The 25,194-nt window shown below is 37.3% G+C and carries 18 protein-coding genes and 2 tRNA genes; 17 read left to right on the top strand and 3 right to left on the bottom strand.

Features of this window, described 5'->3' with window-relative positions:
* Positions 1–81: 81 nt before the first annotated feature.
* Positions 82–169, top strand: a tRNA-Ser gene (locus tag J0J36_RS06585).
* Positions 170–233: 64 nt separating this feature from the next.
* On the opposite strand, the gene J0J36_RS06580 is transcribed toward J0J36_RS06585, so the two are convergent.
* Positions 234–306, bottom strand: a tRNA-Arg gene (locus J0J36_RS06580).
* A 33-nt stretch (positions 307–339) separates the two neighbouring features.
* A complete protein-coding gene (locus J0J36_RS06575) occupies positions 340–1,332 on the bottom strand; it encodes a Gfo/Idh/MocA family protein (RefSeq protein WP_004256188.1) in 993 nt (330 codons plus the stop codon).
* 249 nt (positions 1,333–1,581) lie between these two features.
* Here J0J36_RS06575 and udk point away from each other — a divergent pair, with 249 nt between their 5' ends.
* The 11 genes from udk (at position 1,582) to J0J36_RS06520 (ending at position 16,471) form a co-directional block, all read left to right on the top strand.
* On the top strand, positions 1,582–2,205 hold the full coding sequence (udk, locus tag J0J36_RS06570; RefSeq protein ID WP_003135541.1) for a uridine kinase: 624 nt from the start codon (positions 1,582–1,584) through the stop codon (positions 2,203–2,205).
* 158 nt (positions 2,206–2,363) lie between these two features.
* Positions 2,364–3,344 (top strand): phosphate acetyltransferase, encoded by a 981-nt coding sequence (gene pta, locus J0J36_RS06565; protein ID WP_153925184.1) that lies wholly within the window; start codon positions 2,364–2,366, stop codon positions 3,342–3,344.
* Between the two features lie 218 nt (positions 3,345–3,562).
* The gene (locus J0J36_RS06560; RefSeq protein ID WP_004256197.1) at positions 3,563–3,952 is read left to right on the top strand and encodes a hypothetical protein; all 390 of its coding nucleotides are present in this window, start codon (positions 3,563–3,565) and stop codon (positions 3,950–3,952) included.
* Positions 3,953–4,055: 103 nt separating this feature from the next.
* Positions 4,056–4,751: a ribonuclease III gene (gene rnc / locus J0J36_RS06555; RefSeq protein WP_004256199.1), complete on the top strand. Its 696-nt coding sequence runs from the start codon at positions 4,056–4,058 to the stop codon at positions 4,749–4,751.
* Positions 4,741–8,259 carry a chromosome segregation protein SMC gene (smc, locus tag J0J36_RS06550; RefSeq protein ID WP_153925180.1) on the top strand — a complete coding sequence of 1,173 codons (3,519 nt, stop codon included), beginning with the start codon at positions 4,741–4,743 and terminating at the stop codon, positions 8,257–8,259. Before rnc ends, smc begins: the two co-directional genes overlap by 11 nt.
* An 84-nt stretch (positions 8,260–8,343) precedes the next feature.
* Positions 8,344–10,581, top strand: a complete 2,238-nt coding sequence (locus tag J0J36_RS06545) for an LTA synthase family protein (protein WP_153925178.1) — start codon at positions 8,344–8,346, stop codon at positions 10,579–10,581.
* 6 nt (positions 10,582–10,587) lie between these two features.
* Positions 10,588–11,010: an EbsA family protein gene (locus J0J36_RS06540; RefSeq protein WP_004256207.1), complete on the top strand. Its 423-nt coding sequence runs from the start codon at positions 10,588–10,590 to the stop codon at positions 11,008–11,010.
* A complete protein-coding gene (locus tag J0J36_RS06535) occupies positions 10,964–12,538 on the top strand; it encodes a glycosyltransferase family 39 protein (protein WP_019335473.1) in 1,575 nt (524 codons plus the stop codon). The genes J0J36_RS06540 and J0J36_RS06535 overlap by 47 nt, the downstream gene beginning before the upstream one ends.
* On the top strand, positions 12,522–14,615 hold the full coding sequence (locus tag J0J36_RS06530) for a hypothetical protein (protein ID WP_004256212.1): 2,094 nt from the start codon (positions 12,522–12,524) through the stop codon (positions 14,613–14,615). Before J0J36_RS06535 ends, J0J36_RS06530 begins: the two co-directional genes overlap by 17 nt.
* Positions 14,608–15,711, top strand: coding sequence for a YibE/F family protein (locus J0J36_RS06525; protein WP_004256215.1), 1,104 nt, complete (start codon positions 14,608–14,610; stop codon positions 15,709–15,711). The genes J0J36_RS06530 and J0J36_RS06525 overlap by 8 nt, the downstream gene beginning before the upstream one ends.
* The gene (locus tag J0J36_RS06520; protein WP_019292700.1) at positions 15,704–16,471 is read left to right on the top strand and encodes a YibE/F family protein; all 768 of its coding nucleotides are present in this window, start codon (positions 15,704–15,706) and stop codon (positions 16,469–16,471) included. Before J0J36_RS06525 ends, J0J36_RS06520 begins: the two co-directional genes overlap by 8 nt.
* Positions 16,472–16,888: 417 nt before the next feature.
* Here the strand turns inward: J0J36_RS06520 and J0J36_RS06515 are convergent, their stop codons facing one another.
* Positions 16,889–18,214 carry a hypothetical protein gene (locus J0J36_RS06515; protein ID WP_019335475.1) on the bottom strand — a complete coding sequence of 442 codons (1,326 nt, stop codon included), beginning with the start codon at positions 18,212–18,214 and terminating at the stop codon, positions 16,889–16,891.
* 322 nt (positions 18,215–18,536) lie between these two features.
* Here J0J36_RS06515 and J0J36_RS06510 point away from each other — a divergent pair, with 322 nt between their 5' ends.
* From J0J36_RS06510 to leuS, 5 genes are all read left to right on the top strand, one after another.
* Entirely contained in the window at positions 18,537–19,346 is an 810-nt protein-coding gene (locus tag J0J36_RS06510) for a Cof-type HAD-IIB family hydrolase (RefSeq protein ID WP_153925175.1), read from the top strand.
* 8 nt (positions 19,347–19,354) lie between these two features.
* Complete coding sequence (ftsY, locus tag J0J36_RS06505; RefSeq protein ID WP_153925172.1) at positions 19,355–20,656, top strand: signal recognition particle-docking protein FtsY; 1,302 nt, start codon at positions 19,355–19,357, stop codon at positions 20,654–20,656.
* Positions 20,657–20,816: 160 nt separating this feature from the next.
* Positions 20,817–21,788, top strand: coding sequence for a ribose-phosphate diphosphokinase (locus J0J36_RS06500; RefSeq protein WP_004256224.1), 972 nt, complete (start codon positions 20,817–20,819; stop codon positions 21,786–21,788).
* 34 nt (positions 21,789–21,822) lie between these two features.
* Positions 21,823–22,500 carry a helix-turn-helix domain-containing protein gene (locus tag J0J36_RS06495; protein ID WP_004256228.1) on the top strand — a complete coding sequence of 226 codons (678 nt, stop codon included), beginning with the start codon at positions 21,823–21,825 and terminating at the stop codon, positions 22,498–22,500.
* Positions 22,501–22,606: 106 nt separating this feature from the next.
* Entirely contained in the window at positions 22,607–25,087 is a 2,481-nt protein-coding gene (gene leuS, locus J0J36_RS06490; protein WP_153925169.1) for a leucine--tRNA ligase, read from the top strand.
* Positions 25,088–25,194 lie beyond the last annotated feature (107 nt).

Genomic DNA, 25,194 nt, shown 5'->3' with positions numbered 1-25,194 from the left:
GTTATCACAAACTACACATAAATTGGCATTTATGGCAGAGGATATGGTATAATATATTTTGAAAATTGATAATTAACATTTGGAGAATTACTCAAGAGGCTGAAGAGGTACGCTTGGAAAGTGTATAGGTGGGTAAAACCGCGCATGGGTTCGAATCCCATATTCTCCTTTATAGGTTTTATGCCTCAATTGAATAAATATAAAAAAAGCTTCCTTAAGGAAGCTTTTTTTAATGATCCCTGCCAGGTTCGAACTGGCGATTCAGACTTAGGAGGTCCGGGTTATATCCAATTTAACTAAGGGATCAGAAGACTCCGATATGGAGTCAATGATTAAATCTTATTTTTTATCAGCTTCAAAGACGATTCCTGCACTTTGGCGCATCATATAACTTGTTTCAGAAACATCTTGTGCCAACTGGTGCAAGTCTTTGTAGAGTGAACGAGCAGCAGGAGTTGAAATAGTTTCAATGATTTCAGCAAAGTGGAGAGCTTCATCAAGGAGAGAATGTTTTGGCGGTGTAACCTTGATAACTTCCTTGCTTCCATCAAAACGAATAAATTTTGCAGAGGTTATAGCATTTACACCATCTAAAATCAGGGTACCTTGATCTGTGTAAATTTCACTTGAGAGATAGCTTGTGAGGTTTCCTGCGCATTTGATTGCAACTTTGAAATCACCATAATCCAAGCTTCCAATACCAGAAATATCCACACCACTTGGCAAAACGACTGCATCGTAGCAAGCAGACTGTGGTTTGTCAAACCAATAAACGGCTGCATAGAGGAGATAAACACCTAAATCAGCGAGCAAGCCGCCAGAAAATTTGCTGTTGAATTTATTGGGAAGTTTTCCAGCTAATAGTGCAGGCATTTTTGAAGAGTATTTTGAATAGGTAAAATCAGCCCCAACAACTTTTTTATCTGCTAAGAATAAATTGATGGTCTCAAAGGCTTGTTCATGGATGTTTCGGGCAGCCTCGAAAAAGAGAACGTCATTTTCATCCGCTAACTTGATAATTTCAGCTAATTCTTGTGGATTTGAAAACGCTGGCTTTTCAACGATGATATTGTTACCTGCTAAAATAGCAGCCTTCGCTTGTTCAAAATGGATAGCATTTGGGCTGGCAATATAGATGATATCCAAATCATGCTTGAAAAAATCATCTAAATCATCGTAAAGTTCGATATCGTCAAAGTCTTCTGTAAAAGATACTGCACTCTCAAGATTACGTGAGTAAACAGCCTCAAGACTATATTTTTTGGTGAGATGGGCAGCTTCGACAAAAGATCCACTAATCCACCCAGTACCGATAATTCCAAGTTTAAGCATCATACACCCCTTTTCTTATCAAAAATTTATTAAAACCATTATAGCAAATTTTTTGGTAAAACTCATTTAAAACTAATGCATGAGCTGTGAAAATAAAAGTCACTAAATTTTTTAAGTGATAAAAAAGATTGGTTTGAAATAGTTTTTAGAGCTGAAGCTGGTTCAGTTTTATGATAAAATAGGGAGAATAACATAATATCCCTAAGAAATTGAAGTTATAGTGGATACATAAAATATGGAGAAGTAATTTTGAAAAAACCATTGATTATCGGTGTAACAGGTGGCTCAGCAAGTGGGAAAACCAGCGTGTCTCAAGCAATTTTATCTATGTTTAAAGATGAAAATATTGCTATGATTGAACATGACAGTTACTATAAGGATCAATCACAATTAACATTTGAAGAACGTACAAAGACAAACTACGACCATCCATTGGCTTTTGATACAGACTACCTGATTGCCCAATTAAAAGAGTTGCAAAATGGTCGTGCTGTTGATATCCCAACCTATGATTATGCCAACCATACACGCAGTGAAAAAACTTACCGACAAGAACCTGTAGATGTCTTGATTGTAGAAGGAATCTTAGTTTTAGAAAACGAAAAACTGCGTAACTTAATGGATATTAAGGTGTTCGTGGATACAGATGATGATGTACGCATTTTACGTCGTATCCGTCGCGATATTGAAGAACGTGGACGTACTTTAGATTCTGTTATTACACAATATATGGATGCTGTAAAACCGATGTATCATCAATTTATTGAACCAACGAAACGATATGCGGATGTCATTATTCCAGAAGGCGTTTCAAATACTGTTGGGGTAGATATCTTAACTACGAAGATCGCCAGTATTTTGCATGGAGAGTAAGAAGCAATCGCAAGATTGTTTTTTTTATTCGAAAAAAGAATGTACAGAAGAAACTCTTCTATCCATAATATTAAAAAAACGTTTACATAAGTGGGCGTTTTTTGTGACATTGTGATATAATCATTATTGAAATTCTAAAAATAGTAAAAGGAAGTATTATGGAACTCTTTGAATCGCTCAAACAAAAAATTTCTGGCAAAGGCCTACAAATTGTCTTTCCTGAAGGAACAGATGCGCGTGTATTAGGCGCAGCTAACCGTCTGTACGCAGATAAATTGATTACCCCAGTATTTATTGGGAATATCTCTGAAGTAACAGGTACTTTAATCTCACGTGGGATTAATCCAGATGGTTTTCAAATCTACGATCCATTGAACTGTGAACGTTTTGAGAAAATGGTCGAAATTTTTGTTGAACATCGTAAAGGTAAAGTAACAGAAGAGCAAGCGCGCGAAATCCTTAAAGATTCAAACTATTTTGGAACAATGCTTGTACATATGGGTATCGCTGATGGTATGGTTTCAGGTGCAGTTCATTCAACTGCGGACACTGTCCGTCCTGCCCTACAAATTATTAAAACTAAACCAGGTGTGAAATCCGTATCAGGTGCATTCATTATGGTTCGTGGCCGTGACGATAATGAAAAGTATATCTTTGCCGATTGTGCGATTAACATTGATCCAGATGCAAATACCTTGGCGGATATCGCTGTGGCTTCAGCGGAAACAGCAAAACTCTTTGATATTGATCCAAAAGTTGCAATGCTATCTTTCTCAACTAAAGGTTCAGGTAAATCAGATGATGTGACTAAAGTCGTTGAAGCAACAGCATTGGTCAAAGAAAAACATCCAGAGCTTGATATCGATGGCGAACTTCAATTTGATGCAGCGTTCTCTCCAGCAGTTGCCCGTCAAAAATCACCAGATAGCCCAGTGGCAGGACGTTCAAATGTATTTATCTTCCCAGATATCCAATCTGGTAATATTGGCTACAAAATTGCTCAACGTCTAGGAAACTTTGAAGCAATTGGTCCAATCTTGCAAGGTTTGAACGCACCAATCTCTGACCTTTCTCGTGGAAGTAACGAAGAAGATGTTTATAAACTTGCTATTATTACAGCTGCTCAAGCACTTAAATAATATAGGAGTTTAAAAAATCATGACAAAATGTTATGGTTTTTTATTATCGTTGAGTGTTTTTTATGTGTAGCGTTCTACCTACAGACAGATTGGAATGATGGACGAAAACTTTAAAATTTTTTTGAGAGGTTTTCTTTCCTTTTTGAATATCTGCACTACTTTAGTGTTAATTTAAGCTTATAGTTATAAAATACAGTCATCAAAACAACGGAGAAAAGATGAAACGAGCGAAAATTTGTGCCTTGATTGGGAGTGTTTTTACAACCCTTATTGCTGTATTAATGATGTTTGCCTTTATTCGATTCATAATTAACTGGGAAGAAAAAGACCTGGAAATGACTCTGACCATTGCAGGGCATAGTGGCCTTTTTCTATTGAAACTTTTTGCTTTAGTGTTTGTCATTGTTATGTCAATCATGATTGTAAATTGGGTCTCCTTTATTCGGATGGATCGACCAACAGGTGGAATATGGCAACTTTATCAGTTAGTTATTGGAAGTTTCTATATTTTAATTTCAATGCTAAATTTATACGTGATGGTAGTGGCTCTACCATTAGGGCTCTGTTTCGTTCTAGCCTTTATATTAGCGCGTATGGATAGTGTGTAAAAGAGTTTGCCTGTGCAAGCTCTTTTCTTTGTAGTCTACACCAAAAAGGCACAAAAATTTGGTATAATAACTAAGTTAATAATAAAATTTAGGAGGAATTTTTATGTTTGAGCTTCAAAATAAGCTTAAAAATGAATTTGGTATAAAATTTGCTGATGAAGAATTGTTAAAAATAGCTTTTACTCACTCGAGCTACACGAATGAAGAACGCCTCCCAAAGGTTGCAAACAATGAACGTTTGGAGTTTTTGGGAGACGTCGCTCTGTCTTTAATCATCTCAGAATATCTTTATCGTACTTATCCAGATAAACTTGAAGGTGAATTATCGAAGATGCGTTCTAGCATTGTCCGCACAGAATCTTTGGCTAATTTTTCGCGTCAGTGTGAGTTTGGACGTTTTCTACGTTTAGGTAATGGTGAGGAAAAAACAGGCGGACGTAATCGTGATACCAACCTAGAAAATCTCTTTGAAGCTTTTCTAGGTGCTCTTTTCTTAGATGCAGGTATGGAAGAAGTTCGTCGATTTATAAATCGAGTGGTTATTCCGCATGTAAAAGCTGACGATTATTTTAAAGTCATTGATTATAAAACAAACCTGCAAGAGGTTCTGCAAGTTGATGGTGAGACGATCATCGAATATAAAATTTTAGAAGAAACAGGCCCAGCACACGCGCGTGAATTCGTCGCTGCAGTTTATAATAATGGAAAAGAGCTTGGACGTGGGCGAGGTAAATCAAAGAAAGTTGCTGAACAAAAAGCAGCGGAAAATGCAATAAAAGGTCAGATTCATGTATCTTAAAAAAATGGAAATTGTCGGTTTTAAGTCTTTTGCTGACCGCACGAAAATTGAATTTGACCAAGGCGTTACAGCTGTTGTTGGACCCAATGGTTCCGGTAAGTCAAATATAGTTGAAGCACTACGCTGGGCTTTAGGAGAGCAATCAGCTAAGTCACTTCGTGGCGGGAAAATGCCGGATGTTATTTTTTCAGGTACAGCAAAGCGTAAGGCACTAAACTATACTGAAGTTATTGTAACTTTTGATAATGCAGACCAGTATCTTACAGGTTATGAAGAAGACGTGGAAGTAACTATTACACGTCGTCTATATCGCAATGGTGATTCGGAATTTTTGATTAATGGGCGTAAGTGCCGCTTGAAAGATATTCATGAACTTTTTACAGATACAGGGTTGGGGCGTGATTCTCTTTCGATTATTTCCCAAGGACGTATCGAATCAGTCTTTAATTCGAAAGCAGAAGAACGTCGAGCAATTTTTGAAGAAGCAGCTGGTGTTTTGAAGTACAAGACACGGCGTGCTGAAACAGAGAGCAAACTACAGACCACACAAGATAATCTCGATCGTCTCGAAGATATTATCTTTGAACTTAATGGTCAATTAACACCATTGCGTGCCCAACGTGATGTTGCTTTGCGTTTTCAAGATTTAGAGGCACAACGCTCTGAGCTTGCTCTTTCTGTTTTGGTGGCTCAACTTCTTGAGGAGAAGGAAAAGTATGAACAAGCGAAAGATGACTTAAATGCAGTAGAAACTGAGCTTAGTACTTTAAAAAGTCAACAAGAAAGCTACGAAGAGCAGCTAACTAATCTTAAAAAAGCGCGTTTGAAAGTAGAACAAGAGCAAGAGAAAGTCCAACAAGACAGCTTGTCCTTAACAGAACTTAAGTCTGATTTACAACATAAAATAGAAGTTTTCGATCTGCAAAAGTCCTCTTCTCAAAAATCAGCTGCAGAACGTCAAGAGCGTATTGAAGAACTTGATGTTAAATTACAGGAAGTTTCGCAACAGAAAGAAACTTCAGAAAAGAAAAAAGCGGAACTCAAAGATAAAGAGAAGGCAGCCCAAGAACAACTTGAGCAGTTAGAAAAAGAATTGGAACGTTTTGCTGAAAGTCCAGAAACTTTAGCAGAGCGACTTCGCGAAGACTATTTGCAATTGGTGCAACAAGAGGCAGAGTTTTCTAATAAATTAACTAAAAATAAGGCTGAATATGAAAATATTTCACGTCGCCTAGTGGAATCTGATGAAAACGCAAAAGAAAACACAGAAAAGTTTCAAACGATTTCTGCTGATCTTACAAAAGCAAAAACTGCTTTAGGCGCGCTCACTCAAACTGCTCAAAAACTTGAAAAGGAACTACAAGAAAAGAGCGCGACAGAAGCAAAATATGTTGAAGCAGAGCGTCAAGGTCAAAATGTGATGTACGATCAGATGCAACAGCTTAGCAAGTACAAGGCCAATCTTGCAAGCATGGAAAATATTCGGGACAGTCACAGTAATCTGTATCAGGGTGTACGGGCTGTTATGACACAAAGTGCTGCACTTGGTGGTGTTATTGGCGTTGTTGCCGATCTTTTAACTTTTGATAAAAAATACACCACAGCTATTGATATTGCTTTAGGTGGTGGCAGTCAAAATATTGTGGTAGAAGATGAAAACTCAGCCAAAAAAGCTATCGCTTATTTAAGAGAAAAACGCTTGGGTCGTGCAACATTTCTCCCGCTTACAACAATAAAGCCTCGGGAGTTTCGAAATTACGAACGTCTAGTGACAATGGAGGGGTTCATTGACACTGCTTTAAATTTGGTTAATTTTGAACCACGATTGCAAAGAGCAATGTCAAGTTTGTTAGCAACTACCGCCATTGTTGATACAGCTGAACATGCAAGTCAAATAGCACGTACAATGAACTACGCTATTCGTATCGTTACCTTGGATGGTACGCAGATTAATCCGGGTGGTTCTTACTCTGGTGGTGCAGCAAAACGTAACAATACAACTTTTACCAGCACAGAAATTGATCATCTGACTGAAGTTATCGCTTTAGCAGAAAGTAAGTTAAAAGCAGTCGAAGACAAATTACAAAAACAACAGCTTTCACGTCAAACTTTGAGTGGTCAACTTGAAGCTTTACGTTCCAATATTCAAGAAAAACGCCTTGCGGAACAAAGCTTACAGTTGCAGATTAAGCAATTATCAGAACAAAAAGCAAATCTGCAAGATTTGGTTGCGGATACCGAAAATACGGAAGCGCATCAAGCACTGCAAGAATTATCAAAGAATAACGAAATGCTGATACAGCAGCTGTCTAAAATTGCTGAGGACAAACAATCCTTAGATAATCAACTTGAAGAAGTTAAATCTAACAGTCAAAGTTTCAATGCTCTTAAAGAACAAAAAAATAGTGCTTATCATGAAACGAAATTACTCCTGTCCAGTCTAAAAAATGAATTACGTTTTGCTCAAACCGAGCAAGAGCGCTTAAGGCAAGAATATGAAGCTTTAGGTACTGAAAAAGCTAAGTTGCAAGCAATTGGAGAAGCTCAGATCGATGAAGAAAGTCGTAATCTTTATGCTTACCAATTGAAAGAGACTGAGGCTAAACTTCAAGAAGCTAATGTGAAGTTAGTGAGCTTACGCTTTGAGAGGGACGATCTTCAAGCTCAAGCAGAAGAATTAGAAGAACAAAATCGGGACCTATTGGAACAAAATCAAGTGCTAAATAATCAAAAAGCGCGTTTGGAAGTAAGGATTGAACAATCAGAAAAGCTCTTGAAAAATCGTCAAACCACACTCTTTACTGAGTATGAAATGAGTTTCGATGAAGCTAAAATGAAGGCTAAAACCCTTGAAAATCTTTCTGAATCAGAGCAACAGCTCAGTCTTTTAGAACGCCAAATCCGTGCGCTCGGTCCGATTTATTTGGATGCTATCACTCAGTATGAGGAAGTATATCAACGTCACGCATTTTTGAGTGGCCAACGGGATGACCTCTTGGAAGCTAAAAATATGCTACTCGAAACGATTCAAGAGATGAATGAAGAGGTAGAAATCCGCTTTAAGACAACATTTGAACAAATTAGAGAAAGTTTCCAACTAACCTTTTCACAAATGTTTGCCGGAGGAGAAGCTAATCTTGAGTTAACCAGCACTAATCTATTGGAAGCTGGTGTCGAAATCAAAGTACAACCTCCAGGTAAAAAATTAGCCAGCTTGAATCTCATGTCTGGAGGAGAAAAAGCCTTAACTGCTCTGGCATTAATTTTTGCTATTTTACGAGTTAGAACGGTTCCATTTGTGGTCTTGGATGAGGTAGAAGCAGCATTAGATGAAGCGAATGTTAAACGTTTCGGAGATTACATGAATCACTTTGATAACTCCAATCAATTTATTGTTGTCACACATCGTCGTGGGACAATGGCAGCAGCAGGTACCATGTATGGTGTCACAATGGCTGATGCAGGGGTTTCTAAGGTCATTTCTGTACGATTAGAGGATGAAGTTTAAACAGATCAGCCATATGAAGCTTAAGCTTAGCTCAAGGCTCATTTGTTAGAATTATTCCCAATGTAAAAAAAGGAATTTAATCTTGTGCAAATAAAAAATAAATTGAGGTTTACCTTGAAAAAATTACTTAATAGTTTTAATACACGACTAGGTTTAGTATGCTGGTCGACCTTCTTTATTTGGGTCAAAACCATGATTGCTTACTTTTCTGTCTTTAAGGGTTTGAACTCTTCTAATCTTGCAGATTATCTATTGGTTATTGTGAATCCCATAGGCTTTACAGCAATCTTCTTTAGCTTGATACTGTTTATTAAAAGAAAGCAGCTTTTCTATCTAGGTATGCTATTAATGAACTTGATTGGAAATTTGTTAGTCTACGGAAATATCCTTTACTATCGTGAGTTTTCAGACTTTCTTACGCTTAACACCTTAACGGGGGGAGCAGGGATGGTCGGAAAAGGTTTCGATTTAGGTTCAATCGCTATTTCTTGGGTGGACATCGTGTTCTGGATTGACATTATTGTTATTCTTGTGCTTTTTCTTACCAAGAAGATTAAAATGGATGAACGTCGTCCTACGAATATTTTTGCCTTTAAGGTTTTCAGTGCCTCTGTCATGATTTTTGGCTTAAACTTTTGGATGGCGGATCTTACTGAGCATCGTCTAGTTTCACGACAAGCACAATACGATGCCACTTATGTTGTCCGTTATTTGGGCTTAGGCCCATGGTTAGCGACCAATAGCTGGTATACTCATGTGTCCAACGAAACTCGAGCTATGGCTTCTAAAACTGACTTTACAAAAGTTCAAAAATACATTCAAGAAGATCGTTATCTTGCGCCAAATGCCAAGATGTTTGGGATTGCGAAAAACCGTAACGTTATCGTGATTCACCTTGAATCACTGCAACAAGATGTCATTAATATGAAGGTAAACGGTGAAGAAGTTACTCCCTTCTTGAATTCACTTTATAATAATAATCCTTCTGTTTATTCTTTCTCAAATTTCTTTAACCAAGTTGGGCAAGGAAAAACTTCTGATGCAGAAACCATGCTTGAAACTTCAACATTTGGTTTATCATCTGGTTCACTCTTCTCAAGCCTAGGAAGTACACAAACTTTCCAAGCTATGCCAGCCATTCTGCAACAAAAAGAAGGCTATTCAAGTGCGGTTTTCCATGGGAATGTTGGCTCATTTTACAGTCGTAATAACGTTTATCGTAATATGGGTTATCAAAACTTCTTTGACCAATCATTCTATGATCTCACACCAACGAACTCTACTGCTTGGGGCGTTAAAGATAAATATTTCTTTAACGATTCAATTCCATATCTTGAGCAGTTACAGCAACCTTTTTATGCGAAATATTTGACGGTTACAAATCATACGCCTTATACAGGTCTTGAAGATTATGAGATGAATCCAAAACTTTTAGAAGGTGGTTCAGGGAACTCAGTCGTTGACAACTATTTTGTTACCGCTAATTATCTGGATTCATCGGTTAAAGATTTCTTTGATTACTTGAAAAAATCTGGACTTTATGAAAAATCCGTTATTGTTCTTTACGGTGATCACTACGGAATTTCTGGTTCAGATACAAAATACTATGCCCCATTCATTGGTAAAAGTGCAGATAACTGGACAGAGTATGATAATACAATGATGCAACGTACACCGTTCATGATTGATATTCCTGGTCAAACATCTGGACACATCAGTGATGAATTTATCGGTGAAATCGATGTTATGCCAACCTTGGAGCACTTGCTTGGTATTTCAACAAAAGATTATATCCAGTTTGGACAAGATGTCTTTGCACCAAAACGCGAACAATTCGTTGCACTTCGAAATCGTGGTTTCGTCACACCAACAATCACCAAATCAAGTGCTACAAGTTCGGTTTACCATGACACAAAGACCGGAGAAGTTCTGAAGTTAACGGAAAGTCAACAGAAGTATGTGGATAGCATCCAAGAAAAAGTTAATAAAATGTTAGACATGTCAGATACCTTCAATACGGAAGATCTCCTTCGTTTCTACACTCCGCCTGGGTTTAAGCCGGTACAGCCGGGTAACTATAGTTACAATGTCACTTCAACAAGGAATCGTTTGAAAGAAGAACAAGATGTCTTGAAAGCTCGTTCCACATCTCTTCTTTCCGAAAACCAAGGAGTATCTACAGTTGATCTCTTTAACGATCCGGTCTTGGCATCGAAAAAAGCTCAAGAAGAAGCTGAAGCAGCAGCAAAAGCAAAAGATAAAGAAAAAGAAGATGCAAAAAAGGCACCTTCCACCAGCAAAAAAGATGAGAAAGGAAAGTAATATTTTATGAAATCAGGATATTTTCAGCCTTTAAGTAATATTTATAAAATAGCCTGGATGTGGTGGGTTATTCTCCTTTCTTTCCAACAAGTTCTTTTCTATGAAAACAATCTTCGAATGAATTGGTTTCAAATAACTATTCTGGTCTTTCTGGTTCTCGCTTTCTATTTCTTAGTGAGACAACGTCGCTTTTTTGCAGCAGAAAATGCACTGCATTTTTCTCGTGATTTTCGTTTAGGTATGCTTGAAATTGACTTCAATTATATGAGCTCAGTAAAACTTACGCCAAGAACGCTTCGTTTTATCTATATAGGAAAAGAATATCATTTTGTTGTATTGGGGAAATCCAATCAACTACTACAAAACGTTTTAAAGGAAAATAATGTTGAATACACTACATCAACACTTAAAAGATCCGCGAAAGTGTAAGATCTTTTGGTCACTTATCTTTGGCCTCATCTGGCTTGGAACAAATATCTATGTAATCATGGAAACACCTGTTTGGAATGAAAAGTACATCACAGCTTTTATCCTCGGGAATATCTGTATGTTTATCGCAGCAGCTTACATGGTTTTCGTTTATCGATCAGTTAAGAAAATCGACACACTTACAGAAAGTAAAATCCAACATTACTATAAAATGTCAATGTGGATTTTAGGGCTTGCAGTATTGCTTGTGCCTTTTTTCTTCATTATTCATGTGCCTGACACAGCACATGACTGGGATTTCTTTGTAATATTTAGAGATACCATGCAGCTTGGTGGTCGTTCATTTACACATCTTCCAATGACTGAAGATGAACTTCTCTATTTTTTACGTTATCCCAATAATCAGTTTTTCGGTATTGTCTATAACACTCTTTTTGCTCCTTTCACAACCAACTTATCGAGAATCATTGCGACAACTGTAGTAGCAGCAATTCTGACAAGTCTTTCTGTTCTAGGTGGTTCATTAATCATTAAAAAGATTTCTAATCTTAAAATGGCTTTGATTTACAATTTAGTTGCTTTTGGTTTTATACCGTTTTATCTTTATGGAGCACAGCTCTACACAGATACAGCGACCTTACCTTTTGTCATTTTTGGCTTACTCTTTATGATTTATGCACTGCAGTCAGAGAAGACCAGCAAGATGATTATCTGGTGGATAGCAGCATGCCTTGTTGTATTCTTTGGCTATAGTATTAAACCTACTGTTTTCATCCCAATGATTGCTGTCTTTTGTTTCCTTGTGCTTAACCGTAAATGGAAAAAACTGCTCATTATGGTTCCTGTAGCAGCATTACTTTTTGTAGGTGTGCATCAAGGTGTTAAGGCAGTTATCGCAAATGAGCCAGCTTTCTCAGAACAAGCTAATGACCGTTACAATCTGCCGATGATTCACTGGGTAACAATGTCTTTTGATCCTATCAATAAGTATGGAGGCTTCAATCCTGATGTCTTGGCCTACTCTCAATCATTTACAGATGTAGCATCAAAGAAAGAAGGGATAAAGCGTCGTTTTATTGAAAATCTCAAGGAAATGGGTGTTCCAGGTGTTCTGGTTCAATTGTGGCGTAAAATCATGTATACGTGGTTTAACGGTGATTTGAGTAATTTCTTCTATACATATCGTCATTCTAATCCCTTTATATTCCGTTATTTTGACTGGACCAGCTTTGCGCCAGAAGAAGGGAATATTACGGGCTGGTTGTTGATTAAAGCAGCACAAACACTCTATTGGTTAGCCATCGTCCCATTGATGTGGTATGAAATCTTCCTAGGTATTTTCAAGAAGCATAAAACAGAATGGTTCATTGTTGGACTTTCAATGGCCGGTTTGACAGGCTTCTTACTACTTTGGGAAGCTAATTCACGTTACCTTTATAACTTTGCACCAATAATGCTTATTCTAGCAACCATGGGCTTAGTAGACTTTATTCAACGCAGTAGGAGGAAAAATGGAATTTCTGAATAAAAGCATGTATCGTATTCTGCTTTGGCTCTTTATGGCAGCTTTAGCTATTATGGCTGTGCAACCTTTTACGGATGCTGGTTTTGTCGAACCTATTTCTGTTGTGTTGTGTGCTGGTTTGCTCTTTTTCATCCTCCGTTTTGCCTATAGAAAATTTCAAAATATGAATAAAAAAGGCTTGAAAATATTTATTTTCGCCTTTTTTGCAGTTTTTCTTCTCTTACAGATTTTATCTGTGACTCAAATTCATACGATGGTTTTCGGAGACCCTTGGCATATTCAAGCACAGGCCACACGAATTATGCAAGGAGATATGGTTTGGGATGTTTGGATTAGGCAATATCCTAACCTCGTGCCTCTGGTAGCTTTGAATGTTGGATTTATGAAGCTTGCAGAAGTACTCCATATCTCTTACTACTTCGTCTTTTATGCTTTTAATATCCTTATCAATACAAGTATTTGGGCATTGCTGGTTCGCTTCCTATGGAAAAAAAGACCAGATTTAGCAACCTTTGTGGCCCTTCTGATGCTTATGCTTCCAATGAATTATGACTTCTTATTGAGGGTAGGATATTCAGATGGATTTGCGATTTTAGTTTTATTGATTGTTGCACTGCGTTTTGATAAGGCTCAACGTACAAGTTCATTCGGTATTTGGCAATTTGTCAGTACGGCAATCTTATTTACTCTTGGATTCCTTGCGCGCCCCAATGTGATCATCATTCTGATTGCTTTAGCAATTTTGGGCTTAGTGGCCTTTAGTCAACGAAAAAAATATAAAAAATTGTGGCTTTCAATAGTTAAGCTCATTTTAGCTTCTTTTGTTGGTATTGTTTTGGCAATGGGAGTAACTCGTGGTTTAGCAAGTGCTATGCAATATGACTTAAAAGGACCAGATGTTTTTCCAACAGTAAACTGGATTTATGAGGGCCTAAATACAGAATCAATGGGCGAATGGACACCTGTTGATCGTGACTATACACTAAACCACTTTGGTTTTGAAACGGCCAAAGAAGGTAATATTGCTGGAATCAAAGAGCGTTTAGTACATTTAGGAAAAAATCCATGGATGATTCCAATACTCTTATTGGCGAAGTTTGGTCAACTTTGGTCTTGTGGGACTTTTGCAACGGCTACTGATTATCAGCTTTTTTCTGGGTATTACAATTGGACGAAAGCTCCAGGTTGGGTCATTGATAATATTGGTGCTATTAATATCTTTATCTCAACTTATGCTAAAGCGCTGATGACCGTATTTCTCTTTGCCATTGTTTACCGCCTTTGGAAGACAAAAAAAGAGGAGATATCAGTTTTTTCTCTAGCAATTTTAACAACGATGGGAATTACACTCTTTCATACTTTACTTTGGGAAGTTAAACCTCGTTACCAATTCATGACCTTTGCTTTAATCATTCTTGCGGCTGCACTCAGCTTTGATAAAATTTTTTCGGAAAAAACTGTCTTTAGACCTGAAAAAGGGCGAAGCAAGCTCTTGAAGATAGCTTATCCAATTATGGCTTTGTTGTCTTTAGGGCTGATGCTAACATTGATGCAAAAACAACCAAAACAAGCAATTGTCGTGAACGCGCAGCAACATTCGGTTAATCACTTTGGTTATAGCAAAGGCAGTATCGACTTAGGAGCAGGGAAAAGTATTTCTCAAGCATTTGATTTAACTACATCAGCCAATCGTATTGATTTCAACTCTTACGCGAATATGGAAATGAAATTGATTCTTGAGAAAAAAGAAGCTGAGCAATGGAAAGAAGTTGGTGAAACCCCAATTCTGGCAGAAGATGCGATGACTGTTTTGAAGACGGAAATGCCAGTTGGTCATTATCGTCTGCGAGTAGAAAATATTCAAAAAGTTCCTGTTACGTTGGCCTTAATGACCAATACAGAAAATCTAGACTATCCGCATCTGATTGAGCTGCCCAACAGCAAGTACGCTTCTTTTGGTTTCTCTATTTCACAAAATGAGCCAAAAACAAAATTCTCCTTAGGACTGATTCTCACCTTTGCGGTTATTTATATCTTAGGATATTTTGTAATTTTGACTGTGGTAAAAAATAATGATTAAATTCTTTCTGAAAAAAATTATTCTGCCCTGCTTGGTTGCAGTGGCAGCTTTTGTTATCGTCGATCATAATGCACGATTTTATCATGAACCTTTGGGGATTATTGAAGACGTAAAAACCGTGGAAAAGACAGCTTTAAGTGATAACTTCAATAATAAAGATACAGAAGTGCAGCAAAATCTTAAAGTTAGGCTGCTCAATACTAGGCAAAAAAATCAGGTTTTAAATCTAAAAAATATCTCTAATCAGTCCCAACTTACTGGACAGCTTTATCGTAAAAATCAAAAGATTTTATTGCGTGAAAGTGCGGGAACGATGCAGATCGTTGGCCAGAAACGAGATGCATTGATTGTGAGTTTAGCTGTTCTTTTTATCGGACTAACCTTAAGCTTTATTCGATGGCGTGCAACACTCTTCCTTACATTGTCCTTGCTACTTAACCTTTTATACTTTGTTTTAGCACTCGCTTTTGATATTCAGTTTACTTCTGTAAATGCGCTTATCACTTTTTCTTGCTTAGCATTGGTCTTTGCGATCAGCTCACTAGGTTTTGTTTTAGGATTTACACGGCAAATGTTATTTACGCTATTTACCACAGTTCTCACTAGCCTTTTGACATTTCTGCTGACCTTTTCTGTTTTAAAACTTACAGGTAATTCAGGTATTCATTTTGAAATGATGAATTATGTGACTCAAAACCCGATTTTATTCTTTTTCGTAGGTGCAATCATCAGTGTCTTAGGTGCAATTATGGATGGTACTGGAGATATCGTTGCTGGTTTATTTGGACTTTATCGTCAAAATCAGCTTAATGAAATAAACATGTCTCAAAAAGACTATATTAAGTCCGGCATGGAAATTGGAAAAGAGATTATTGGGACTTTAACAAATGTGCTCTTTATGATTTTTATGGCAGAAACGATTCCCATGACTTTGCTCTTGCTAAGAAATGGGAACACATGGAATTATATTGCAGGAACTGCCCTTAATCTTGGACTTTTACAAACCATTATCTCTGCGATCGGTATCGTACTTGCAGTTCCGATTACGGCTGTAGTGACAAGTTTTGGACTAAGAAAGGAAGCAAGAAATGAATAGTTTAATTGTTCTCTTTATTATTTTGACTGGCTTACTGATTTTAGTTTCGGGTGTTGAAGGTATAAGAAATCTCGTCGGACTAGGGCTTAATTTCATTTTGATTTTTGCAATGATAACCTTGCTTTCTTGGGGAATGAACACATTTGTTCTCTTAAGTGTTGTTTCAGTACTCATTTTGGCAATTGCCATATATATGTCTTCTGATGATAATATGGTAACAAACATTTCTTTTAAAACAAGTCTCATTGTTGTATTTTCTCTTCTTATTTTGGCTGTGCTTGTACAGTATGTCGGTAACCTACAAGGTTTTGCAATCGAAGATACAGAGGAGTTAGAAGAATTATCCCTTACAATAGGGTTAAATTTTTCTAACGTTGCAATTGTGGTCATGGTTATTTCAATGTTGGGTGCAGTTGCAGAAGCAGCTATGGCTTTGGTTGCTAGTTTATCTGAAGTTGTAGAACAAGATGAGCAGATGACATTGCTGCAGTTTAAGGAACAACGCTTTATAATTTCACAGCAAATTCTAGGAACTGCTGTAAATACACTCTTTTTTGGTTTGTTAGGATCATCTCTAAGCCTTATTCTTTGGTTTGTTCGGCTACATTATAGCTTTGCTGAGATAATAAACTCTAAATTACTTATGGCAGATATGGCATCAATGCTTTTAGGAATGCTTGGAATTCTCTTTGCTATTTGGCTCTCGGGATATTTTGTTGAAAAAGAATTTGAAAAAATGGAAAGCGAAGTAAAACAATAACTTTTTAGTTATTGTTATTGAGGAAGTGAATTTTAAATTAATCTTTTTGTAATTTAAAAGAAAACAAAGAAATCATGTTGCAAACCATTAAACTTTTTGATATATTATACATATGAATAAAAATATATTAGATGGGATTGCGGATCGTTTACACATTAAAGGTCTGAACCCGTTACTTTCACTAATGGTTTGGGAGTTACTTTTATTATTAGTTTTGCTTCTTGTCGTTCTACTCGTCATCTCAATGAATTAAAAACAATGGATCAAGCGATTGTTTGCTTTTTAATATACTTTTATTTATATAATTTTTTGAGAAAACAGGTGTCACGGCTGACCAAGGGGCTGAAATTATTATTTTTATTTTAATCACGACAGTATAAAACCATATTCATAAGTGAATATGGTTTATTTTTTATATTACTTTTCTAATGCGGCGATCTTTGCCTCAAGAGCTTTGATTTCCTTTTCTAATGCCTCTTTTTGCTGGGGATCTGAGGCAGCTTGAAGCTCTTTCTTCATTTCTTCTAAAGATTGTTTATGATATGTGACGAGCTCTTTTTTCTTATCTGTTATTTTTTCTAAAAGCTTGTTTTTATCTTCTTCATTAAGTGGGGTGTAAGCTGGAAGTTTTTCATTTTGGAAATAATCAGCTAATAAACTCATTGGTGTAGTGTCTTTATCTTTCATGAGTTTCATTTTCCATGATGAATCATAATTATCCAATAATAAACCTGCGAAAGCACCAATATCATATGATTCTTCTACATTTCCAGTAGAACTGCCGTATCCTTTAGTTTGCTTCCCTAAGGTTTGGATTGCATGAGTGATATCCTTATCGGTGCTAAGTTGATCTGGGAAGTAGGTATATAAAGCCGTCATAATTTCCATATATTGTGCAGAACCTTCAGTACGATCCCAATAGTGTGCATTATCAAAGTCAGTTTTATGCTTTGTTTTATATTCATTATATGTTGCGATGGCTTGCAAAACTAAGGTCTTATCCTTTGGATGAGTAACAGCCTTCATCAAGTTTTGAATTAATTGGTAACGTAGAATACGTGCTTCGGTTTGTCCTAGATGTTGGTCTTTTTCTGAACCTATCTTAGCAATCTCCGTTTCTGATAGTTTATTCCATTTTGTTTGTTCAAATATATGGAAATTCTCATGTAAAACAAAGACCAAAGCATCGTATGATCCTAAGTGTGGATAGCGATTCCACATCTCTTTATTTTTGAGTGCAGCGCTATCTAGTGAAAAATACATTCCACCACCTTCAAGAGTTTTTCCCTCAAGGCTATATTGAGCATCTACACCAAACTTATCAAACTGCTTGCCATAATACCCCCAAGTCCCCGGTGCTTCAGAGCGTTCAACATTCAGCTCCTTAGCTTCTTTTTCAGAAAAATCACTGATTTGTCCATCTGGATTTATTTTCCACATTTTTTTACTTTCTGTATCTTCTAAAACTACAGGGATGCCCGTCACGGCATTTTTGGGCCAAATTTTTTCAGCGACTTGATTATATTTTTTTAATTGCTGAGCAAATAGCGGTAAAAAATCTTTCACTGTTTCAGGTTGATTTTTATTGGAGATAAAATTAAAAGAGGAAATGTTTTCTTTAGATTGATTTGTTTTTTCTTTTGAAGTATCTGTCGTCTTGCTATCCCCACTTGCACAGCCCACGAGAACTGTACCCATTGTGAGGGATAAAATGGAAGTAAGAACAAAGAGTTTTTTTGTCATAGTTGTTTCCTTTACTAAAACTGAGGTGGCTTTTGCCACAGTCTAATTACTTGATTAACTCTCTTTAGAGAGTTCTTGATGGAAAATGGTTTAATGTTACTGTTTTTCTAGAGTTTTATGACTTTTCCTCCTCTCTTCTGAAGTACCTAGAGAGCTAAAATCTCAAGGAAAAGACTTCAAAAATTTTCCTGTTAAAGCTCATAAAACCTTCCTTATTTCTTATACGTAAAAAGAATATGCCTTTCACTCTTTTAATTTCTGGTCTAAAAAAATGCATCTTAGGGAGCAATTATCGTAGGGCAGAGTATGTTATAATATAAACATGACAAATGATGTAAAATTGATCGCTTTAGATCTTGATGGAACACTGCTGAACAGTGCAAAAGAGATTTCTGCTCCAAATATTGAAGCAATCCAAAAAGCACGTCAGAACGGTGTAGAAGTAGTTTTAACAACTGGCCGCCCTCTTGCAGCAATTCAACCTTTTTTGAAAACATTGAAGATGCTAGATTTCAATGACTTTAGTATTACCTTTAATGGTGGGTTAGTGCAACGTAATACAGGGGAAATTCTTTCAAAGAAAGTATTGACTTATGATGATGTTCGCCTCATCAAGCAGGAAACTCAAGCTTTGGAAATTCCATGTGATGTTTTAAGTGATGACATTGTCTATGTCACGGAGAGTGCACGACAATCTCAATATGGCTTTATCAACAGCCTTTTGGAATTTCACCCCGTAAAATTTGAAGAGCTTGCTCCTGATGCAATTTATAATAAGATTGTTTCTTGTACAGATGCGGCTTTTCTGGATGCACAGATTCCTAAATTTCCCAAAACATTATTTGACCAGTTTGAAATTTTTAAAACACGTGATATTTTGTTAGAATTCATGCCTAAAGGAATAAATAAGGCCTTTGGTTTATCAAAACTGATTGAACAATTGGATATCACACCTGAAAATGTTATGGCGATGGGTGATGAAGAAAATGATTTAAGCATGATTTCATGGGCTGGTTATGGTGTTGCAATGGGAAATGCTGTACCGACTGTGAAGAAGGAAGCCAATATTATTTCAAACTTTACGAATGACCAACATGCAGTTGCAGAAGTCATTCAAGAATATGTTTTTTAGGAGGAAATATGGGATTATTTGATCGTTTATTTGGTAAGAAAAAGGAAATCGAAGATGTTCCTGAAGAAGTTGTTGAAGTAAAAGAACAGCCAGAGGTTGAAGCAGGGGAAGTCGTAGATGAAGAAGTAGAAACTGAAGAACTCGTTCAGAGTGAGCCAGATGAAGAAGTTTTAACAGAAACGATGCCTGAAGTTGTAGCTGAATTTGCAGATGAGCCTTCAGCTGCAGAAGCCGAAGAAAAAGAAGAATTCCAAGAAGAATCTGATATTCTAGAAGATGAAATTGAAGAGCTTGAAGCAGCTGAAGTCGAAGCAATTGCCTCAAAGGAAGAAGTCTTAGAAGAGAATGAAGTTTCAGTAGATTCACCAACTCAAGAGGAAGAAACTACCAATATTGAAGAAAAATACGACAAGTCTTTAGAAAAAACACGTAAGACTTTTGGTCAACGTTTCAATGCCTTTTTAGCTAATTTCCGTTCTGTGGACGAAGAATTCTTTGAAGTGCTTGAAGAAACACTTATTATGTCAGACGTTGGTGTTGACTTAGCTTTAGAAGTTACAGAAGAGTTGCGGAACGAAGCCAAATTGGCAAATGCAAAATCACAAGAAGCATTACGGCAATTAATTGTTGAAAAAATTGTAGATAAATTTGATGATGAAAAAGTACCGTCTGAGTTAAATATCCAAGATGAACTCACTGTTTTCCTTTTTGTTGGTGTAAATGGTGTAGGTAAGACAACAACAATTGGTAAACTTGCTAATCGTTATAAAAATGAAGGTAAAAAAGTCCTTCTTGCAGCTGCTGATACTTTCCGTGCTGGTGCGATTGATCAACTTGTGGAGTGGGGCAAACGCTCAGAGGTTCCTGTTGTCACGAAACCAGCAGGTTCAGATCCAGCTAGTGTAGTATTTGATGCTGTCGTAAAAGCAAAAGAAGAAAACTATGATATTCTTTTGATTGATACAGCTGGTCGTCTTCAAAACAAAGATAACTTGATGAAAGAACTGGAAAAAATAGGAAAAATTATCAAGCGTGAGTTGCCTGCTGCACCACATGAAGTGATTCTTGCTTTGGATGCAACAACAGGTCAAAATGCTATTCAACAAGCTAAAGAATTTAGCGCAGTAACACCGATTACGGGGATTGCTTTGACCAAGTTAGATGGTTCCGCAAAAGGGGGAATTGTTTTATCTATCGTTCAGAGCTTGAAAATTCCGGTAAAACTTGTCGGACTGGGCGAAGGGATTAATGATCTTACAGACTTTGATGAAGAATTCTTTGTACGTGGTTTATTTAAGGAGCTCATCTAGTAAAAAATGTCTATCTGTAAAAGATAGGCATTTTTTCAATTTTAGGATGAAAATGGTAAAGCCTCGCTTTAGGATAGTTTATCGGGACTTGAAAAAAAACACAATTCACGATAAAATGGAAAGGTCTAATTAGAGAACTGTTTTATATAGAAAGGCTATCATGTCGTATTCAAATTTGAAGTTATTTGCACTTTCATCTAACCAAAAGTTGGCTCATAAAGTTGCAAAAGAAATTGGTATCCAAGTTGGAAAATCACGCGTGCTCACTTATAATGATGGTGAAGTCGAAGTCAAAATCGATGAAAGTATCCGTGGAGAACACGTCTTTATCCTCCAATCAACAAGTGCCCCTGTTAATGAAAACTTAATGGAACTGTTGATTATGATGGATGCCTTAAAACGTGCCAGTGCTGCCTCAATCAATGTGGTAATGCCTTACTATGGTTATGCCCGTCAAGACCGTAAAGCACGTGCACGCGAACCAATCACATCAAAATTGGTCGCAAACATGCTTCAAATTGCTGGTGCAGACCGCTTGATTACCTTTGATTTGCATGCTGCTCAGATTCAAGGTTTCTTCAATATTCCTGTGGATCACCTTATGGGCTCACCATTGATTGCTGATTACTTCCGTCGTCACGGCTTTGCCAATGGCGATGATTTAGTAATCGTTTCTCCTGACCATGGTGGTGTGGGCCGTGCACGCAAGTTAGCGGCTTTCTTGAAAGCACCAATCGCAATCATTGATAAACGTCGTCCACGTGCCAACGTTGCTGAAATTATGAATATTATCGGTGATGTTAAAGGGAAGAAGTGTATCTTGATTGATGATATGATTGATACAGCTGGTACAATTACTTTGGCCGCAAATGCCTTGAAAGAGCTTGGTGCTACTGAAGTTTATGCTTCATGTACACATGCTGTTTTATCAGGTCCAGCTATTGAACGTATCGAAAGTTCAGGAATTAATAAGTTGGTAGTTTTGGATACTATTGAAATACCAGATGAACGTCGCAGTGATAAGATTGTTGAGATTTCAATCGCACCATTGCTTGCCGATGCCATTATCCGTATTCACGAGAAACGTCCATTGTCACCACTTTTCGAATTACACATCCCTACGGAAAATTAAGAGCAGAGTGACCTTTAGGTCACTTTTTTGAAAAATGGAAATAGAAAAGATAAAAAAACTTTACCGCAACGTGGAAGAATCAGAGCTTAATCAACGAGAGCGTACTTTAATAGCCTTACTTTCAGAGCAGACTACTGACTTTTCGTCTTTACCTATAGGACGATTTCGTATCTTGCAATTTGCTGTTGCGGATTTTTCAGAACTTGTAGAAAATATAAAATTTATCTTGCCCGATGTAATACGAGAAAATGCTGAAAAACAATTCGTTATTGAAGAATATACTGGGAATAATCTGAGTAAATCAGAGCTTACAGATAGTCTAAAAGTCTTGTCTCAAGATATGGGTGAGAAACTTCAATATTACCTCGGAAGCTTTGTGTCCAACGAAGAGCTCGAGCAAGTCTATCAAGAAGAAACACAGTTTTTTCAGCAAAAAGCCAGCTTTAGTGAGTCTATTCTGGCTCAGGGTCTCCATCATGTCGAGAGTTTATTATTGAATAACATCAGACAAGAGCTTCTTCAAAGTCCTGAAGATAAGGCGTTAGTACGTGCCCTTTACACGACATACGGCAACCAAGCAGCTGCAGCAAAGCTGCTCTATGTTCATCGGAACACCTTACTCAATAAAGTAAAAAAATATGAGCAGAAATATGGCTTACAACTTGTAGGCAGTGACTTAGTTTTAGCATTTGGTCTAATCGGTCATGAATAATTTTCTGCTACAGATAAAAAGCAGCAATCTGCTTTTTTGATTTTTTTGATATAATAGAATTTGAGATTTGTAAATATAATTTATAAAAAACTTTAAGGAATGAAATATGGAATACAAACACATTGACATTGAAGCCAAGTGGCAAAAATACTGGGCGGACAATAACACTTTCCGTACAGGAACAGACAAAAACAAACCGAAATTTTATGCACTCGATATGTTTCCTTATCCATCAGGAGCAGGTCTTCACGTGGGGCACCCTGAAGGTTATACAGCAACAGATATTCTGAGCCGCTATAAACGTGCGCAAGGCTATAATGTCCTTCATCCAATGGGTTGGGATGCTTTTGGCTTGCCTGCTGAGCAGTATGCAATCGATACAGGTAATGATCCTGTCGAATTTACAGCGAAAAATATTGCTACTTTTAAACGTCAAATCAACAGCCTCGGTTTCAGCTATGACTGGGAACGTGAAGTAAATACAACTGATCCAGAATTTTATAAATGGACACAGTGGATTTTTACGAAGCTGTATGAAAAAGGTTTGGCCTATGAAGCTGAAGTAGCTGTTAACTGGGTTGAAGAATTAGGAACAGCTATCGCCAATGAAGAAGTGCTCCCTGATGGTACTTCAGAGCGTGGCGGCTATCCAGTTGTTCGTAAACCGATGCGTCAATGGATGCTGAAGATTACAGCCTATGCGGAGCGTTTGCTTAATGATTTGGAAGACCTGGACTGGCCAGAATCAATCAAAGAAATGCAACGTAACTGGATTGGTAAATCTGTTGGTGCGGACATCAACTTTAAAGTTGAGGGTAGCGATGAAGAATTTACAGTTTTCACAACGCGTCCCGAAACACTTTTTGGCTCAACATTTGCTGTTCTTGCACCAGAGCATCCATTAGTAGAAAAAATTACTACTGGTGAACAAGCTGATGCTGTAGAAGACTATAAACATCAAGCCAGCCTTAAGTCAGATTTGGCTCGTACAGACTTGGCAAAGGATAAAACAGGTGTTTGGACAGGTGCATACGCAATTAATCCAGTAAGTGGCAAGAAAATGCCTATCTGGATCGCTGATTACGTTCTTGCAAGCTATGGACATGGTGCCGTTATGGCAGTACCTGGACATGATGAACGAGATTGGGAATTCGCTAAGGTCTATGACTTAGAAATCGTTCCTGTTTTTGATGGTGGAAATGTTCAAGAAGCCTGCCATACAGAAGGTGGAAAAATTATAAATTCTGATTTCTTGAATGGTATGGAAAAGGAAGAAGCGATTGAAAAAATGGTCGCTTATCTGGAAGAAAAAGGTATCGGCTCTCGTAAAGTGACTTATCGTCTACGTGACTGGCTCTTTAGTCGTCAACGTTATTGGGGCGAGCCAATCCCAATTATTCATTGGGAAGATGGCACAACTACTGCTGTTCCAGAAGAAGAACTGCCATTAGTTTTACCAAAAACTTCAAATATTAAACCGTCAGGTACTGGTGAATCACCTTTGGCGAATTTAACAGATTGGCTGACTGTGACACGCGAAGATGGTGTAAAAGGTCGTCGTGAAACAAATACAATGCCACAATGGGCCGGTTCGTCATGGTATTACTTGCGCTACATTGACCCTAAAAATAGCCAAGCTATTGCTGATCCAGAGCTGATTAAAGAATGGCTTCCTGTTGATATTTATGTCGGCGGAGCCGAACATGCGGTTCTTCACCTTCTCTATGCAAGATTTTGGCATAAAGTTCTCTTTGACTTGGGTGTTGTTCCAACAAATGAACCCTTCCAAAAACTTTTCAATCAAGGGATGATTTTGGGAACTTCTTATCGCGATAGTCGCGGTGCTTTGGTTGCTACAGATAAGGTTGAAAAACGTGATGGCTCTTATTACAATGTTGAGACTGGCGAAGAGCTTGAGCAAGCTCCAGCTAAAATGTCTAAATCATTGAAAAATGTGGTTAATCCCGATGATGTCGTTAAACGTTACGGAGCCGATACTTTACGTGTTTATGAAATGTTCATGGGACCTTTAGATGCAAGTATTCCTTGGTCAGAAGAAGGACTGGAAGGTGCACGTAAATTCTTGGATCGTGTGGTTCGTTTGCTCAGCAATAGCACAATCACTGAAGAAAATGATGGTAGCCTAGATAAAGTTTATAATGAAACAGTTAAAAACGTTACCGAGCGCTTGGATCACATGTTGTTTAATACAGCAATTTCTCAATTGATGATCTTTGTAAATGCAGCCAATAAGTCTAAAACATTACCGCTTGAATATGCGAAAGGCTTTGTTCAACTTTTAGCTCCGTTTGCACCTCACCTTGCAGAAGAACTTTGGGTTGAACTCGGTAATGAAGCAGGTATTTCGTATGTTGCGTGGCCATCATTTGATGAAAGCAAACTTGTTGAAGATGAAATAGAAATTGTCGTTCAAATCAACGGTAAGTTAAAAGCTAAAGTCATGATTGAAAAAGATTTACCAAAAGACCAACTTGAAAAAGTAGCTTTAGAAGCAGTCGAAGTGGAAGGAAATATCGTTAAAGTTATTGCGATTCCGAATAAATTGGTAAATATTGTTGTTAAATAATCTAAAAAGAGCGAGCAAATTTCGCTCTTTTTCTATTCCTCACCAAACATTAAAGCAAAAAATCAGGATTTCCTCGTCTTTTTTGCTACAATATGAATAGTTTTTGC

This window comes from Lactococcus sp. LG1074 (assembly GCF_017309525.1).
GTDB lineage: Bacteria > Bacillota > Bacilli > Lactobacillales > Streptococcaceae > Lactococcus > Lactococcus petauri.
The sequence above is the reverse complement of the archived record's forward strand: the minus strand, read 5'-3'. Positions and strand labels throughout refer to the sequence as shown.

Bases quoted from the DNA above. Each gene is read 5' to 3' on its own strand.
- J0J36_RS06575 (WP_004256188.1), bottom strand. From the start codon at position 1,332: ATGCTTAAACTTGGAATTATCGGTACTGGGTGGATTAGTGGATCTTTT.
- pta (WP_153925184.1), top strand. From the start codon at position 2,364: ATGGAACTCTTTGAATCGCTCAAACAAAAAATTTCTGGCAAAGGCCTA.
- J0J36_RS06560 (WP_004256197.1), top strand. From the start codon at position 3,563: ATGAAACGAGCGAAAATTTGTGCCTTGATTGGGAGTGTTTTTACAACC.
- rnc (WP_004256199.1), top strand. From the start codon at position 4,056: ATGTTTGAGCTTCAAAATAAGCTTAAAAATGAATTTGGTATAAAATTT.
- smc (WP_153925180.1), top strand. From the start codon at position 4,741: ATGTATCTTAAAAAAATGGAAATTGTCGGTTTTAAGTCTTTTGCTGAC.
- J0J36_RS06540 (WP_004256207.1), top strand. From the start codon at position 10,588: ATGAAATCAGGATATTTTCAGCCTTTAAGTAATATTTATAAAATAGCC.
- J0J36_RS06535 (WP_019335473.1), top strand. From the start codon at position 10,964: ATGTTGAATACACTACATCAACACTTAAAAGATCCGCGAAAGTGTAAG.
- J0J36_RS06530 (WP_004256212.1), top strand. From the start codon at position 12,522: ATGGAATTTCTGAATAAAAGCATGTATCGTATTCTGCTTTGGCTCTTT.
- J0J36_RS06525 (WP_004256215.1), top strand. From the start codon at position 14,608: ATGATTAAATTCTTTCTGAAAAAAATTATTCTGCCCTGCTTGGTTGCA.
- J0J36_RS06520 (WP_019292700.1), top strand. From the start codon at position 15,704: ATGAATAGTTTAATTGTTCTCTTTATTATTTTGACTGGCTTACTGATT.
- J0J36_RS06515 (WP_019335475.1), bottom strand. From the start codon at position 18,214: ATGACAAAAAAACTCTTTGTTCTTACTTCCATTTTATCCCTCACAATG.
- J0J36_RS06510 (WP_153925175.1), top strand. From the start codon at position 18,537: ATGACAAATGATGTAAAATTGATCGCTTTAGATCTTGATGGAACACTG.
- ftsY (WP_153925172.1), top strand. From the start codon at position 19,355: ATGGGATTATTTGATCGTTTATTTGGTAAGAAAAAGGAAATCGAAGAT.
- J0J36_RS06500 (WP_004256224.1), top strand. From the start codon at position 20,817: ATGTCGTATTCAAATTTGAAGTTATTTGCACTTTCATCTAACCAAAAG.
- J0J36_RS06495 (WP_004256228.1), top strand. From the start codon at position 21,823: ATGGAAATAGAAAAGATAAAAAAACTTTACCGCAACGTGGAAGAATCA.
- leuS (WP_153925169.1), top strand. From the start codon at position 22,607: ATGGAATACAAACACATTGACATTGAAGCCAAGTGGCAAAAATACTGG.